Raw genomic sequence first — 12,197 nt, 5'->3', positions numbered from 1 at the left:
CCTCTTACGGCTTACTTCGTTTTACGGATGCCATAGCGTTCGATGTAACGGTTGAGCCATTTCCCGGCATCCGCTTCAAAATTCCATGCACGCCACACCATTTCGCCGTTATGACGAACGACCAGGCGAAAATGCGAAATCTGATCGTCTTCGATGGCGACATTTTCAAACTGTGCAACCACCGCTTCAGCCTGTGCTCTGGTGAAGGTGTCATCCGGTAACGGTCCGGCGTTATAAATGCTCATGTTTTCTCCTTTTTCTACCCCGCCTGAACGGGGCGTGTTCATCATGGTTTAAAAGGGCACATCCTCATCGGTCAGCGGGTAATCGTCCGGGAACGGCTGGGGAGGAAGCTGAGACGGAGCAGCGCTCTGACGCCCTTTTTTACCGCCCTTCGCTTTCGGGGATTTAGCCGGAGCGTCAGCAGGTTGTGCCGGGGCAGCAGGATCCTGCGGCTGCGCGGGTTGCTGCGGTGCGGCGCTCTCAGGCTCACCAGTTCCACGACGACCGCCGAGCATCTGCATGGTGCCGTTCTGCCCGACCAGCACCTCGGTGACATAGCGCGTGGCGCCGGTATCGTCCTGCCAGCTACGGGTGCGCATCTGGCCCTCGATGTAGACCTGCGCGCCTTTACGCAGGTATTCGCCAGCCACTTCCGCGAGCTTGCCGAACATGACAACACGGTGCCATTCGGTGTTTTCGCGCAGTTCCCCACTCTGCTTATCACGCCATGTTTCGGACGTGGCCAGCGTCAGGTTTGCCACTGCGCCGCCGTTGGGCATGTAACGCACCTCGGGGTCCTGCCCCAGATGCCCGACCAGAATGACTTTGTTAATCCCACGTGCTGCCATGATGAATCTCCTTAATCTTTTGTTTTGCTTTTAAAAACCCGTCATCCGTTGAGTTACGGAGCCGCGGTTTTGACGTTTGCGGGGACCTGCTGTTTTATTCCTCGGGTAACTTCCTTCATCCGTTTGAGAACCTCGCCGCAAGGGCGTAAACCAGCGCGGGCGATGGCGGATGTCCGGGGCGCGGTTTACCGCGTGCCATTTACCCTGGACAGCTGACAGCGACTGTGCTTGTCTCAGCCCCGGCGAAAGGACTCAAAGGGGTGAAACGGCACCAGGTAAGGAAAGAGCAGGAACCCGCCGCAACGTCGGAGAAGCGGCAGCGAAAACGGCGTTGCGCCTTACAGCCCGGCGTCAGTTTGCCGGGGTGCAGTAAGCGCAGGTGACGGCGCGTAAAAGGGGCGGCGCATCCTGACAAGGATGCTGCAAGCCTGCCGTTGACGTCAGACATCAGACACTAGCCGGCAGGCCCGAAACCGCCTGGCGGGTTCGGCGGAGCTTAGCGCGTCCTTTCGCGGTTAGCGGAGTGTGGCTCGACGACCGGACGCGCAGCGGTCGGGAGCCGAAGGTGGCCCGGAGGCAGATTGAGTGAAAATAAAGTGAGGAAGAGGAACAGTAAAAGGAAGAGCAGCAGCAAGAGCAAGACCATCAGCATCAACAATAGCAGCAACAGCAAGAGGCAGCGGCAGCGGCAGCGGCAGAAATAGTCCCGGTCAGGACAGAGACTCGCTCTTCTCTTTTCTGAACTGAATCCCGGCATACCATGCTGAGGCGAGACAGGCGAATGTACTGATGAGTACCCGGTTTTCTTCATCGGGTTCTGCACCGTTAAGCATAAAAGCGACGATGACACCGGCAGCAATCGTCCAGGGCACGCCACTCCAGAGGCGCAATCTATCGGCGAGAATATTCAGCACGATAAAAGCGACTGACAGGCCAGCCCCCCATAACGCCTGAACTGGCAGGAAAGGGATATAAAAAAGATTAATACCGGTTAACAGCGCAACGGCACCATACATAACAGACATACGCATAGCAGTCCCTCCCTGGGAAAAAATTAAGGCTTACTCTCACTGACACCGTCTTCCGGCTTCTGGTATTCAGGCGCATTTGCGCGCGGCAGCTGCTGACTGTTGATTCGATGCACACGTAGCCGTTCACGGAAATATGCGCGCAGATGTTCAGGCTGTTCCCGCTCAACGAGTTCGTGGACAACAGGCTTGTTCATCCGTTCCTGCCAGGCAACAGCGGCGGCCGCTTTATCGACTGATACTTTGTCCTGCTCTTCTTTTGAGAATGAGGCGATATTCCATTTTGACATATGCATCACCGGTCAGGTTTACAGAAAGATACTGTGGATACTACGCGCATTTACAGACTTCATCGACGGATAATGGGGAAGAAAGACAGGAGAGGAGAATGCGCGGCGCCGGAGGCGCGGCGACGTCTCTCTCCGGCAGGCGCAGCCTGCCCGGGTTTTGCGCGCGGGCTGACAGGCGCCCTCCTCCCGCGCCTGCCATCCTGTTTACTGGCCTTTACCGCCCTGAAGGATGAAATGACCGCCGATGTACACGGCACACTGACACGTCATGTAGTAACAAATTTCATCCATCACCTGGGCGGTGGTCAGTTCCCGCTGCCCGGCATCACGGCGGCGGGCATTAATCAGGGCTTTGTACTGGCGCAGGATCTCACGGCTTTGTGGTGCAAGTTTCATACGTATTTTCCTTAACCGGCGGGCTTCCCCGCCGGACATTATTCAGTTTCTGAAGACATAACCGTTATTGAATAAATAATCACAACTGAATAAATCACGCGCGTATGCTTCATAATCGAAATAGACGCGCAATGATTCGGGCACCTCGTTTAACAGGCCGTTATCCTCCACAAAGCCATATGCGAAATCCTCCTCGCTGTCCGCTTCGCCGTAATACGCGTCATCAAAGGCGTCATAGTCACACTCACCGGTATACTCCGCCCAGGCCACAAACGCGGCGGCGCGCCCGTCGTCCTGTGCCTGCCGGAAAGCCTCAATAAACGCCCAGGTAACAGAGGATTCAGAGGCAAACTGTGACGGAATGCCCTCGATATCCTGAAACATCAGTTCTGGATCTTCCTCGCCGGCGTGCAGCGTCCGGCAGGCGTCATAAAACGCGTCTTCGTCGTCGAAATCGGTTAAATCAAACCATTTGCCGAAAATGCTGCCGCAGTTGTACTGGTGATACGTACCCACGTAGACCGCCGGAGTGGTGATGGATGAATTCATTTTTTCGTCTCCCTGCGGGGCGGCATGGCCGCCCCGGTCGTTAATCAGTCCAGCGCGGCGTAAATGGCGTTGCATTCCGGGTGGAAGGTAATGTGATTCCAGAGCTGGGCATCACGCAGCATGTAAAGGTGAGTCAGGGCCGGGTTGCCGCTGTCATGATTTGCCGCCAGACGACGGTTAATGACCAGCGATGTCAGAATAATGCCCGCCGCGTCAGCGCTCACAATGCGGTCGAACCAGTTTTCACTGTTGACAAGATGAACCCGGCTACAATCCGGCATCATGTAACCGCCGCCCTCTGGCAGCCGGATGTAATGCCAGAACCCGCCGTCATATTCGGGCATCCATTTTTTCGCCAGCGCATACACCTGCAATTCAGCGAGCATAAAATCCGCACCGAACATGTACGGCATGAAGGACAGGCGGTCGGACTCTTCAACATTCAGGACAGGGCGTGTTGTCACATACTGCATGGTATACCTCCGTAATCACATGGACTGCGACACCGGGCGGTGCCGTGCCGACACGACAGCCCGGCGGAAAGCGGAAGATGCAGGGGCGACACCGGAGGCCGCAGCGCAGATAAAGCGCGAAGCCGGTCTGGACGGTTTTGGAGCGAAATTTGAGCGAGAAAACGACGGGAAGAGCGGCGAGCCTCATAAAAAAACACTGCGACCGGGCGAGGATGGCGGCGTCAGCGAACCCTTGCATCTGCAGCGGCCGGGCTAAAGTGAAGGCACGGCACAGCCCGCACACGACACAGGGATAACAGAGGCGGGTTTTCACCCAAAAGGCCCGGAGGCCGGGCCGGGTGAATGCGGAGCCGGCACGGTGACATCCTTATCGCATACGGTCATCCCGCGCCAGTCAGTGGGGGGAAGTGATTTTTCTTCCCCCGCCATCATCATTCAGTTTGTGCGGGCGTCGCCCGGGCTTCACTCACCACCTCACGCAGTACACGGCGATCAAGCCAGCGGCGGGCCGGGTCGCCGGGAAAATGCAGCATATCGGTGATAACGCCTGCGGCTTCGATTTCCTCCCGTCGTTCATTGACCACGGTGAGCAGGATGGGGCAGAACCTTGCTCCGCGCACCAGAACCGCGTCAAGGACGGCATCCAGTACGTCCGTGTCGTTTTCATCCAGCCAGTTTTCATGCTCGTACTCGTCAGCCAGTACGCGCCAGTCACCAAACCGCCTGTCCAGCAGTCGCGGCGTGACGGACGGTTTCAGCGCAGCGGCAAGGCGGTGCGCATCCAGCCTGACGATTTCCGCTATCTGCGTGAGGGAGGCTTTCAGGAAAGCCAGCAGATCGTCACATTCTGCCGCCGTCAGCCATTCCTGTGCATAAGGCAGATGAAGTGTCTGGACGTCCGCCAGTTTTTCCGGGGGCATAAAGCCCTTTGCCGGGTACAGATACAGCCGCGCCGGGGTTCCCGCCAGCCGCCGGGCGCTGGCTGTCAGCAGCCCGGCCCGGCCATATGTCAGCGGCTGGCAAAGGTGCGTGACCAGCGCCAGAATTTGCGCGGCATCGAGCGAGCCGGTGGCGACTGACCAGCCGGGCATGGTTTCAGGCGCGATTTGCATCATATCCACGCAAGGCGGCCACCCAGCATCCTGTAGCATCCGGTCGCCGTGGCGGAGTATCAGCGCGTTGAGTGTGTCGTTTCTCATGTTTTTTCCTTCGGTGAATGCCCCGCCGTTCAGCGGGGCGGACGGGTCAGGCGGCCAGTTCACGTTTCAGCCAGGCGATTTCTGCCTGAGCGTCAGCGACACTCGGGTAGTGATCTACCGTCAGCGACGGCGAATACTCGTCTTCTCCGTTAATCGCCTGTGCGGCAATGTCCGTGATGCGATACAGCGTATCGACGGGGACGCTCACGCGGGGAATGCTCGGGCGAATCCCGGCGTACAGCGCCTGCACGGTGCGGAATGACACGCCTTCTTCGGTGTGCTCCCCCGTTCCCGTGCGGCCGATAAGCTCAAGCAGGGTGTGAGCCTCGGCCTCCGTCATGTTCCCGGCCAGGGCCATCACGTCTTCTTTCGTCCAGACCAGCAGGGCGTAGCGTTCTTCGTTCCCAAACATGCGTTTAAGTTTTTTGTTCAGTTCTTTACGGGTGCCATACAGCATGGTGTTGTCTCCGTGATTCAGTGGGGTAGTTCCGCCCCCGGTTGTCAGTCCAGAAAGCTTTCGTCGAGCATCAGGGCAATATTGAACGCCTCATCCATCAGGACACTGAGACGCCGCAGGCTGATACCGGCAAGCCGCTCCGCCAGTCCGTCGTGCCGGTAGTGATACGTTTCTTCCAGCACTTTGAGAGTGGTTTTCAGGTCGCAAAGGTTGTTCGCCAGCCCGGCCATATCGCGGCGCAGGGCTTCATGTCCGTCGTAGTTCATCACGCCGCCTCCGGGAGCCATTCATCATTCGCCGCCGGGGTGTTGACGGCACGGCGCATGGCGGCCAGTCGTTCAGTGCCGGCCCGGTGGTACTGCTCCATCAGCTCAATGCCGATATAGCGACGTCCGGCGCGGTATGCGGCGACGCAGGTCGAGGCACTCCCGGCAAACGGGTCGAGGACAATCGCGCCAGGGGCGCTGAATGACTCAATCAGCGGCTGTAGCGCCTCCACCGGTTTCTGGTTTGGGTGCAGCGGGTTGCCGGTATACGGAAAAGGCATCACGTCCGGCAGCGGTTTGAGGGGCGGCACCGGACGGCCTTTGGCAAGGACATAAGCCCCTTCATGGCGGTAATCCACAAATCCGCGTCGGTCTTTCGCGTTGCGACGGTTGGAGGCGTAGGTTTTGGTGAACACAAGCTGGCCCACGGCGTAAAACCCTGCTGCTTTCCACGCGGCCATAAAGCGGTCCACCCGGTTCCAGCCGTAGAAGCTGACCATTAACGCGTCTTTTTTGAGGACGCGGTACATCTCCAGCGTGGCCGGTTGCAGCCATTCGTCCGTCACATCTCCGGCAATCGTGCGACCGGAGCGGTCCCTGAACCCCACTAAATAAGGCGGATCGGTCACAATAAGGTCCACGGCACGGTCGGGGAATCCGCGCATCACATCAATACAGTTCCCGAGAATGAATCTGGACATGGCAGCACTCCTGTAGTCAGAGGGGGCAGGAGGCATCACCGCGATACCGTTCCCTGCCGCACGCTGCCTGTTCATCGCGTCAGGTCACGGGTCAGGCCGACCGTGGAATACCGCAGCCGTCAGTCTTTTTGACGGCAAGGATATGCCGCGAAAGCGGCTTGAAGGGCGTTCATTAAAAAGGCGAGGGACTGGCGTACACTCTCAACGACGCCGGGACTGAGCGGAAAAGCCGCCCGTCCCGTAACAGGCCTGACGCGAGACACTGGCAGCGTGCGGCAGACTTTCAGCGGCACCTGGGGAGGACAGGCGTCATCACGCCTGTGCTTTTTCGTACAATCAGTGACAGAATATTAGCGGTTCCGGGATTTGTCTCCGGCGACGGAGAGGCCGATATACACGCCCGCGCCCCAGATAACCTGGGAGAGCACGAAAACCCACAGCGGGACGTCGAACACCAGGAGCGGGAGCAGACATACCGTCACAATACCAATCATGCGACTGCCGTACTGCCTGCGTACCGGTTCGCTGCTGTCGACGGGGACGCCGGCAAAGCGGAGAGCATTTCTGAATCCAGGCGACATAAAGACCTCCTCAGGTAAAAATTCATTTGTTTTCTGCATATTACAGTATATCGGTCCCCGAACATGTCTGATATCCGTTTTACTGCCAGTCATTTTTTTTCGCAACCACAGCAGAGGTTTAGCCAGGGACCGCGTAAACAGTCTTGCAAAAAAGTAATGGCAGTAAAATAATTACTGTATATAAACACAGTGAATAGGAATTGAATCGTGAAGTTTATCCCGGCAGTCTCCGACCCCCAAATCCTTCCACTCCCGTTATTTACAGAACGGTGCGCGGCCGGCTTTCCTTCACCGGCGGCTGACTATACAGAATCGGAACTCGACCTTAACGAATACTGTGTGAAGCATCGGGCATCCACTTATTTTGTGCGGGCTATCGGCAACTCAATGACGGATATAGGGTTGAACTCAGGCGACCTGATGGTCGTCGACAAGGCGGAAAAACCGCAACACGGTGATATCGTCATCGCAGAAATGGAGGGGGAATTTACCGTCAAACGGCTTCTGCTGACGCCCCGTCCTGTACTGCAGCCCATGAACCCGGCCTACCCTGCGATACATCCGGACCCGGAGACGCTGCAAATTTTCGGTGTGGTAACCGCGTTTATTCATAAAACCCGGGGAACAGACTGATGTTCGCCCTGGCTGACGTGAATTCATTCTATGCCAGCTGCGAGAAGGTGTTTCGACCTGACCTGCGCGGTAAACCGGTTGTCGTTCTGAGTAACAATGATGGCTGCGTGATAGCCCGCTCAAAAGAAGCAAAGCAGATGGGTATCAAAATGGGGGTACCGTGGTTCCAGCTGAGAAATGCTCAGTTTCCTGAGAAACTGTACGTATTTTCCAGTAACTATGAGCTGTACGCCTCTATGTCGAACAGAGTCATGACCCATCTGGAGGAGCTGGCGCCACGGGTTGAGCAGTATTCAATCGATGAAATGTTTCTGGACATTCGCGGCATTGATCGCTGCACAGACTTTGAAGACTTTGGCCGGCAGCTGCGCGTCCATGTTGGCAACGGAACTGGCCTGACGATCGGCGTGGGCATGGGCCCCACCAAAACGCTGGCTAAGTCAGCCCAGTGGGCCTCGAAAGAATGGCCGCAGTTTGGTGGCGTACTGGCGTTAACAGCAGGCAATCCCCGCAGGACGGAGAAACTGCTCTCACTGCAGCCGGTGGAAGAAATCTGGGGAGTGGGCCGGAGAATTTCGAAAAAGCTGGGAATGATGGGGATCACTACAGCACTGCAGCTGGCCCGCGCTAACCCAACATTCATCAGGAAAAACTTCAACGTGGTACTGGAGAGAACGGTCCGGGAGTTGAACGGAGAGCCATGTATCTCGCTGGAAGAAGCGCCCCCGCCAAAACAGCAGATTGTCTGCAGCCGTTCTTTTGGAGAACGCGTCACGACTTACGAGGCAATGCGCCAGGCCGTCTGCCAGCATGCAGAACGCGCAGCAGAGAAGTTGCGCGGAGAGCACCAGTACTGTCGGCATATCTCGGCCTTCATTAAAACTTCGCCGTTCGCTATCAACGAGCCCTACTATGGCAATCTGGCAACAGAGAAACTGATGACACCCACTCGGGACACCCGGGACATTATTACTGCTGCAGTCAGAGCGCTGGACAGGATTTGGGTCTCCGGCCATCGCTATGCCAAAGCCGGCATCATGCTGAACGATTTCTCCCCGACCGGCGTCTCTCAGCTGAATCTGTTTGATGACGTACAGCCCAGAGCACGCAGTGATGAACTGATGAAGGTTCTCGATGGCATCAACCATTCCGGTCTGGGGAAAGTATGGTTTGCGGGGCGGGGGATTGCCCCTGAATGGCAAATGAAGCGTGAAATGCTTTCACCGGCTTATACAACCAAGTGGACAGATTTGCCTGTCGCTCGTATGAAATGAAGCAATTATGTTAATTATATGCTTACAAACTTTTATTTAAAACCATACGATTTCAGTGTGTTATGTTTATGCTAACTAACATTCGACTGGAGCAGAAAGATATGGATAAAAAAACACTGGCAGACTGGCTACGGGATATCGCCCGACATATAGAAGAGGAAAGTCCGCTGATTCGTGATGTCAGTCTGGATGATGCTATTTCAGAGGAAGGGTTGACCAGAAAGATTGTCACCATCACTTTCAACGCACCTGGACACGCTTTACTGCCCGAACAAGACGTCAGCGGCATCACCCGGCATTGACTTCATTTAAGCAGTGAAATTCTATCACTGCTTAGATCTCAATTATTCATTTTCTTTAAGCCAGTCATCTACAAGCTTGCTAATCACATCCGTTATTGAAGTTCCATTTCTCGCGCAAGCAGCTTTAAATCTGGTATGTTTCACCTCATCAAAATTGACGTTAACACGCTTGCTCTTACCTGATGAAGCTGGAGTAGCGACCACTCTTTCAAGATCTCTATTCTCACCAAAGGTCATTTTTTTACTACCACTATGGGCCTTTTCAAGAGCCATAGACTCCCCCTTTTCATTTACTCATTTGAGTTTATAAGTAAAAGTGTAATTACTCAAAAACTTTAACTATTTCTTTTGTAAGGATTTCCACTTCACCTTTAGCGGCCCCATCATTAGATTCAAATACACTGTCACCATCCAGAATTGACTTAACATAAATTTGGCGTTGAGTAATTGCCGTTCGGAATGGTTTGACACCAGTGTCTTTAATGCTTTCTTTTAAAACATTTAGCATGGTTGCCTGCTCGATTTTTCGAGTTATGAGAAAACGAGCTTCTACTTTCCGGCTATATGCCTGAGCTTCAAGGACTGTGACAACGCTTCCCGCTGCGGAAAAATCAAGTGGGCTTGGAGTAACCGGAATGATAACTAAATCGCTGACCATTACTGCAGCAGAAGTAATTACAGAAAGCGAACCGGCGCCATCAACTATGGCGAAGTCGTATTCAGCAAGATCTTTCCTGATGCCATAAACATCTTTCTCAGACGCAGCAGTGAACACATCAAATGCGGCTTTGCCTGATTTACTCCAGTTAGTCAGACTCATCTGTGGATCTGTATCCACAACGGCGATGTTGTATCCTGCACGAGCCATTGCTGTACTAACGTTAATAACTGCGGTGGTTTTACCTGAGCCACCCTTCGGATTAAGGAAAGAAACAACCTTCATACTCATAACCCCACTTGTGTTTTTACTCAATTACTCCTATGAGTTTTTGAGTCTACCATTATATTAATATGAGCAAAAGCAAAAACACACATAAACTCAAAAGCTCAAAAGCTCAAAAGCTCAAAAGCTCAAAAGCTCAAATGAGTATAAAACTAAATATTGAGGTTTGAGATCTCATAGCCTACCGCTTCAAACGATAACATTAGGTTATGGGTTCTTCCTCCGCTTACGGTTTAATGCGACCAGACGATGACTGTTTCAAGGGCTCGTTCAGATGAATGACTAAGAACAAGAATAACTGTTAGTAGTAAAAATGATCTTTTTTTAATCGTATAAATTTACATTTAGCGCAAGCGCCCTTCACTTGTACTCTGACATTTTTACTTTGTTCTGAATCAATAAAATCGCGATTATTAGGAATGCGTTACAGTAATAAATTAACCCATAATTGGGGTCAAGGCAGCGGATGATAAGGCTTCAGGCGGGTTTAGATGTAAAAAAGCCCGACTGGTGATCGGGCTTTTTTACATCCAAAACTAAGCTGGTACTCAGATCTGGAATGGAACTATCTTTAACTGACGGTTGAATGATACCCCCCACTCTTTACTCTGATCAATCTGATTTACAAGAGCCAGCTAACACATTGATTAGACTCTGGCTGACTAACAGGTGGTGCTGAGTCAGTACCATTACCTGAGTGGAACTATCTTTAACTGACATTAAAGATTAAAAACCGAATGACAGAGTGGAAGGGTTCATTCGGTGTTCTACTCTCCAGAAAAGGAGAGAAAATGGAGACTCTTACAAAAGTCATCCAGGCTCTGAAAGCGCTCATTGTGCTTTTAGAGTTAATTCGCTGGTTCTTCTAACAACCAGCTCACCCAAGAGCCAGGATTCCCTGGCTTTTTTATTAACCAATCCTAGACCGCTCGCCAATATGTAACATTAGGGTATGCTCTATATATACCACCCGAAAAAATACCGGCGAATGTTATTGTTACCACATAAGTGATACCATAATAAGCAAGACCACTTAAAAGTTACCAGAAGGACAAAATATGTTCGTTTTTGGTTACCTCCGGGCATCCACTTCAGAGCAGGATGCCAGCCGGGCAAAAAATGCACTGAAGGCATTTGCAAACCAAAATGGCCACCGTATTGCTGGCTGGTATATCGATAATGTCTCCGGTACGACAATGAACCGCCCAGAACTGATCAGGCTTCTTGGTGATGCGGAACCTGGTGATGTGATTCTCATAGAACAGGTCGACAGGCTTACCCGCCTGGATGATGCAGGCTGGGAGACACTCAGAAAGCAAATTACTGATAAGCAGCTGGCCATCGTCAGTCTTGATCTACCGACCAGCCATCTGGCGCTCTCCAGCACAGTAAGTGATGACTTTACCCGAAGCATGCTGAAGGCCGTAAATGGCATGATGCTGGATATGCTCGCCGCTATTGCCCGAAAAGATTACGAAGACCGTCGACGTCGTCAGTCAGAGGGTATCAGTAAGGCGAAAGCTGAAGGAAAATACCGGGGCAGGGTGGCCGATGCGCAGAAACATGAATTGATACGCACTCTGCGTCTGGCCCACGGAAAATCACTGCGTGAAACAGCTCGCCTGGCGGGCGTTTCTAAAATGACAGTGATCCGGGTCTGCTCCAGCGCTGATAAATAACTTTTACAAAGGAAGTAAAGTGCAAACAAAAACGTTAACCCTGGTAATTTATACGGTAATCGTTGCAGGACTCACTATTCTGGGAACGCGACTCTACGACTCCGTTTCGGACACAACAGATCCTGCCATTGCAAATGGTCCTTTCTGGGCTGGATTATGTGTGAAAACGGACAGTAAAGATGGAATGAATGAATTAATTTGTTCGAATATCAGGATTTTCGTGAAAGCAGAAGATTATGATCGCTCTGTTCGCAACCGTGAGTTGTCCGGCATAATTGACTGAGCGGCCTGGCCATTATGTGCCGCTCCTGCCTGTGATAGCATATGCGGGTCATTTTTCAGAGCCAGGGCTGATGAAGAAGAAAAATAGCACACCCACTCCTCACGATGCCACGTTCAGGCAGTTCCTGACGCAACCGGATATTGCCCGGGATTTCATGGAAATCCACCTGCCTGCAGAGCTGCGAGCAGTCTGCGATCTCAGCACGCTGAAACTGGAATCCGGCTCGTTCGTTGAGGATGATCTCCGCCAGTATTTCAGCGACGTCCTCTACAGCCTGAAAACCACCGGTGGT

20 protein-coding genes and 1 pseudogene are annotated in these 12,197 nt (G+C 53.2%); 6 read left to right on the top strand and 15 right to left on the bottom strand.

The features are described 5' to 3' along the window. Nucleotides 1–11: 11 nt before the first annotated feature. From AQ981_RS22835 to AQ981_RS22780, 13 genes and pseudogenes are all read right to left on the bottom strand, one after another. Nucleotides 12–245 carry a DUF905 domain-containing protein gene (locus AQ981_RS22835; protein ID WP_043519690.1) on the bottom strand — a complete coding sequence of 78 codons (234 nt, stop codon included), beginning with the start codon at nucleotides 243–245 and terminating at the stop codon, nucleotides 12–14. Between the two features lie 48 nt (nucleotides 246–293). Then, on the bottom strand, nucleotides 294–851 hold the full coding sequence (gene ssb / locus AQ981_RS22830; RefSeq protein ID WP_058914068.1) for a single-stranded DNA-binding protein: 558 nt from the start codon (nucleotides 849–851) through the stop codon (nucleotides 294–296). A gap of 710 nt (nucleotides 852–1,561) precedes the next feature. Further along, nucleotides 1,562–1,882 carry a hypothetical protein gene (locus tag AQ981_RS22825; protein WP_058914067.1) on the bottom strand — a complete coding sequence of 107 codons (321 nt, stop codon included), beginning with the start codon at nucleotides 1,880–1,882 and terminating at the stop codon, nucleotides 1,562–1,564. Nucleotides 1,883–1,905: 23 nt separating this feature from the next. After that, entirely contained in the window at nucleotides 1,906–2,169 is a 264-nt protein-coding gene (locus AQ981_RS22820; RefSeq protein WP_161969187.1) for a DNA polymerase III subunit theta, read from the bottom strand. A gap of 204 nt (nucleotides 2,170–2,373) precedes the next feature. Next, nucleotides 2,374–2,565: a hypothetical protein gene (locus AQ981_RS22815; protein WP_000761848.1), complete on the bottom strand. Its 192-nt coding sequence runs from the start codon at nucleotides 2,563–2,565 to the stop codon at nucleotides 2,374–2,376. 42 nt (nucleotides 2,566–2,607) lie between these two features. After that, nucleotides 2,608–3,114, bottom strand: a complete 507-nt coding sequence (locus AQ981_RS22810; RefSeq protein ID WP_058914115.1) for an antirestriction protein ArdA — start codon at nucleotides 3,112–3,114, stop codon at nucleotides 2,608–2,610. Between the two features lie 44 nt (nucleotides 3,115–3,158). Further along, nucleotides 3,159–3,587, bottom strand: a complete 429-nt coding sequence (locus AQ981_RS22805; protein WP_058914065.1) for an antirestriction protein — start codon at nucleotides 3,585–3,587, stop codon at nucleotides 3,159–3,161. A gap of 431 nt (nucleotides 3,588–4,018) precedes the next feature. After that, a complete protein-coding gene (locus AQ981_RS22800; RefSeq protein WP_058914114.1) occupies nucleotides 4,019–4,786 on the bottom strand; it encodes a cytochrome P450 family protein in 768 nt (255 codons plus the stop codon). A 46-nt stretch (nucleotides 4,787–4,832) separates the two neighbouring features. Beyond that, nucleotides 4,833–5,243, bottom strand: a complete 411-nt coding sequence (locus AQ981_RS22795; RefSeq protein WP_058914064.1) for a DUF1380 family protein — start codon at nucleotides 5,241–5,243, stop codon at nucleotides 4,833–4,835. Between the two features lie 44 nt (nucleotides 5,244–5,287). After that, complete coding sequence (locus AQ981_RS22790; RefSeq protein ID WP_049141634.1) at nucleotides 5,288–5,509, bottom strand: hypothetical protein; 222 nt, start codon at nucleotides 5,507–5,509, stop codon at nucleotides 5,288–5,290. After that, the gene (locus tag AQ981_RS22785) at nucleotides 5,509–6,210 is read right to left on the bottom strand and encodes a DNA methylase (protein WP_058914063.1); all 702 of its coding nucleotides are present in this window, start codon (nucleotides 6,208–6,210) and stop codon (nucleotides 5,509–5,511) included. The genes AQ981_RS22790 and AQ981_RS22785 overlap by 1 nt, the downstream gene beginning before the upstream one ends. A gap of 71 nt (nucleotides 6,211–6,281) precedes the next feature. Further along, nucleotides 6,282–6,451, bottom strand: a pseudogene (locus AQ981_RS28245) (hypothetical protein); the annotation flags it as partial. Between the two features lie 109 nt (nucleotides 6,452–6,560). Then, nucleotides 6,561–6,791 (bottom strand): hypothetical protein, encoded by a 231-nt coding sequence (locus tag AQ981_RS22780; RefSeq protein ID WP_058914113.1) that lies wholly within the window; start codon nucleotides 6,789–6,791, stop codon nucleotides 6,561–6,563. Between the two features lie 207 nt (nucleotides 6,792–6,998). Between AQ981_RS22780 and umuD the strand changes: the two genes are divergently transcribed. The 3 genes from umuD to AQ981_RS22765 all read left to right on the top strand — a co-directional run bounded on the left by umuD (nucleotide 6,999) and on the right by AQ981_RS22765 (nucleotide 9,000). Further along, nucleotides 6,999–7,424 carry a translesion error-prone DNA polymerase V autoproteolytic subunit gene (umuD, locus tag AQ981_RS22775; RefSeq protein ID WP_058914062.1) on the top strand — a complete coding sequence of 142 codons (426 nt, stop codon included), beginning with the start codon at nucleotides 6,999–7,001 and terminating at the stop codon, nucleotides 7,422–7,424. Next, nucleotides 7,424–8,698 carry a Y-family DNA polymerase gene (locus AQ981_RS22770; RefSeq protein WP_058914061.1) on the top strand — a complete coding sequence of 425 codons (1,275 nt, stop codon included), beginning with the start codon at nucleotides 7,424–7,426 and terminating at the stop codon, nucleotides 8,696–8,698. Before umuD ends, AQ981_RS22770 begins: the two co-directional genes overlap by 1 nt. A gap of 101 nt (nucleotides 8,699–8,799) precedes the next feature. After that, complete coding sequence (locus AQ981_RS22765) at nucleotides 8,800–9,000, top strand: hypothetical protein (protein ID WP_058914060.1); 201 nt, start codon at nucleotides 8,800–8,802, stop codon at nucleotides 8,998–9,000. 42 nt (nucleotides 9,001–9,042) lie between these two features. Here the strand turns inward: AQ981_RS22765 and AQ981_RS22760 are convergent, their stop codons facing one another. After that, complete coding sequence (locus AQ981_RS22760; RefSeq protein ID WP_032743917.1) at nucleotides 9,043–9,273, bottom strand: plasmid partition protein ParG; 231 nt, start codon at nucleotides 9,271–9,273, stop codon at nucleotides 9,043–9,045. A gap of 49 nt (nucleotides 9,274–9,322) precedes the next feature. After that, on the bottom strand, nucleotides 9,323–9,943 hold the full coding sequence (locus tag AQ981_RS22755; protein WP_032743918.1) for a ParA family protein: 621 nt from the start codon (nucleotides 9,941–9,943) through the stop codon (nucleotides 9,323–9,325). Nucleotides 9,944–11,001: 1,058 nt separating this feature from the next. Here AQ981_RS22755 and AQ981_RS22750 point away from each other — a divergent pair. The 3 genes from AQ981_RS22750 to AQ981_RS26405 form a co-directional block, all read left to right on the top strand. Continuing rightward, nucleotides 11,002–11,622, top strand: a complete 621-nt coding sequence (locus AQ981_RS22750) for a recombinase family protein (RefSeq protein WP_058914059.1) — start codon at nucleotides 11,002–11,004, stop codon at nucleotides 11,620–11,622. Nucleotides 11,623–11,641: 19 nt separating this feature from the next. Next, on the top strand, nucleotides 11,642–11,905 hold the full coding sequence (locus AQ981_RS28240) for a hypothetical protein (RefSeq protein WP_058914058.1): 264 nt from the start codon (nucleotides 11,642–11,644) through the stop codon (nucleotides 11,903–11,905). Nucleotides 11,906–11,975: 70 nt separating this feature from the next. After that, nucleotides 11,976–12,197 (top strand): Rpn family recombination-promoting nuclease/putative transposase (locus AQ981_RS26405; RefSeq protein WP_121500721.1); only part of this gene is annotated, 222 nt, incomplete at its 3' end.

Source organism: Entomohabitans teleogrylli, assembly GCF_001484765.1.
In the GTDB taxonomy this organism is placed as follows: Bacteria; Pseudomonadota; Gammaproteobacteria; order Enterobacterales; family Enterobacteriaceae; genus Entomohabitans; species Entomohabitans teleogrylli.
Note: the sequence above shows the minus strand (reverse complement) of the source record. Positions and strands in the feature narration are given on the sequence as shown.

Bases quoted from the DNA above. Each gene is read 5' to 3' on its own strand.
- AQ981_RS22835 (WP_043519690.1), bottom strand. From the start codon at position 245: ATGAGCATTTATAACGCCGGACCGTTACCGGATGACACCTTCACCAGA.
- ssb (WP_058914068.1), bottom strand. From the start codon at position 851: ATGGCAGCACGTGGGATTAACAAAGTCATTCTGGTCGGGCATCTGGGG.
- AQ981_RS22825 (WP_058914067.1), bottom strand. From the start codon at position 1,882: ATGCGTATGTCTGTTATGTATGGTGCCGTTGCGCTGTTAACCGGTATT.
- AQ981_RS22820 (WP_161969187.1), bottom strand. From the start codon at position 2,169: ATGTCAAAATGGAATATCGCCTCATTCTCAAAAGAAGAGCAGGACAAA.
- AQ981_RS22815 (WP_000761848.1), bottom strand. From the start codon at position 2,565: ATGAAACTTGCACCACAAAGCCGTGAGATCCTGCGCCAGTACAAAGCC.
- AQ981_RS22810 (WP_058914115.1), bottom strand. From the start codon at position 3,114: ATGAATTCATCCATCACCACTCCGGCGGTCTACGTGGGTACGTATCAC.
- AQ981_RS22805 (WP_058914065.1), bottom strand. From the start codon at position 3,587: ATGCAGTATGTGACAACACGCCCTGTCCTGAATGTTGAAGAGTCCGAC.
- AQ981_RS22800 (WP_058914114.1), bottom strand. From the start codon at position 4,786: ATGAGAAACGACACACTCAACGCGCTGATACTCCGCCACGGCGACCGG.
- AQ981_RS22795 (WP_058914064.1), bottom strand. From the start codon at position 5,243: ATGCTGTATGGCACCCGTAAAGAACTGAACAAAAAACTTAAACGCATG.
- AQ981_RS22790 (WP_049141634.1), bottom strand. From the start codon at position 5,509: ATGAACTACGACGGACATGAAGCCCTGCGCCGCGATATGGCCGGGCTG.
- AQ981_RS22785 (WP_058914063.1), bottom strand. From the start codon at position 6,210: ATGTCCAGATTCATTCTCGGGAACTGTATTGATGTGATGCGCGGATTC.
- AQ981_RS22780 (WP_058914113.1), bottom strand. From the start codon at position 6,791: ATGTCGCCTGGATTCAGAAATGCTCTCCGCTTTGCCGGCGTCCCCGTC.
- AQ981_RS22770 (WP_058914061.1), top strand. From the start codon at position 7,424: ATGTTCGCCCTGGCTGACGTGAATTCATTCTATGCCAGCTGCGAGAAG.
- AQ981_RS22765 (WP_058914060.1), top strand. From the start codon at position 8,800: ATGGATAAAAAAACACTGGCAGACTGGCTACGGGATATCGCCCGACAT.
- AQ981_RS22760 (WP_032743917.1), bottom strand. From the start codon at position 9,273: ATGGCTCTTGAAAAGGCCCATAGTGGTAGTAAAAAAATGACCTTTGGT.
- AQ981_RS22755 (WP_032743918.1), bottom strand. From the start codon at position 9,943: ATGAAGGTTGTTTCTTTCCTTAATCCGAAGGGTGGCTCAGGTAAAACC.
- AQ981_RS22750 (WP_058914059.1), top strand. From the start codon at position 11,002: ATGTTCGTTTTTGGTTACCTCCGGGCATCCACTTCAGAGCAGGATGCC.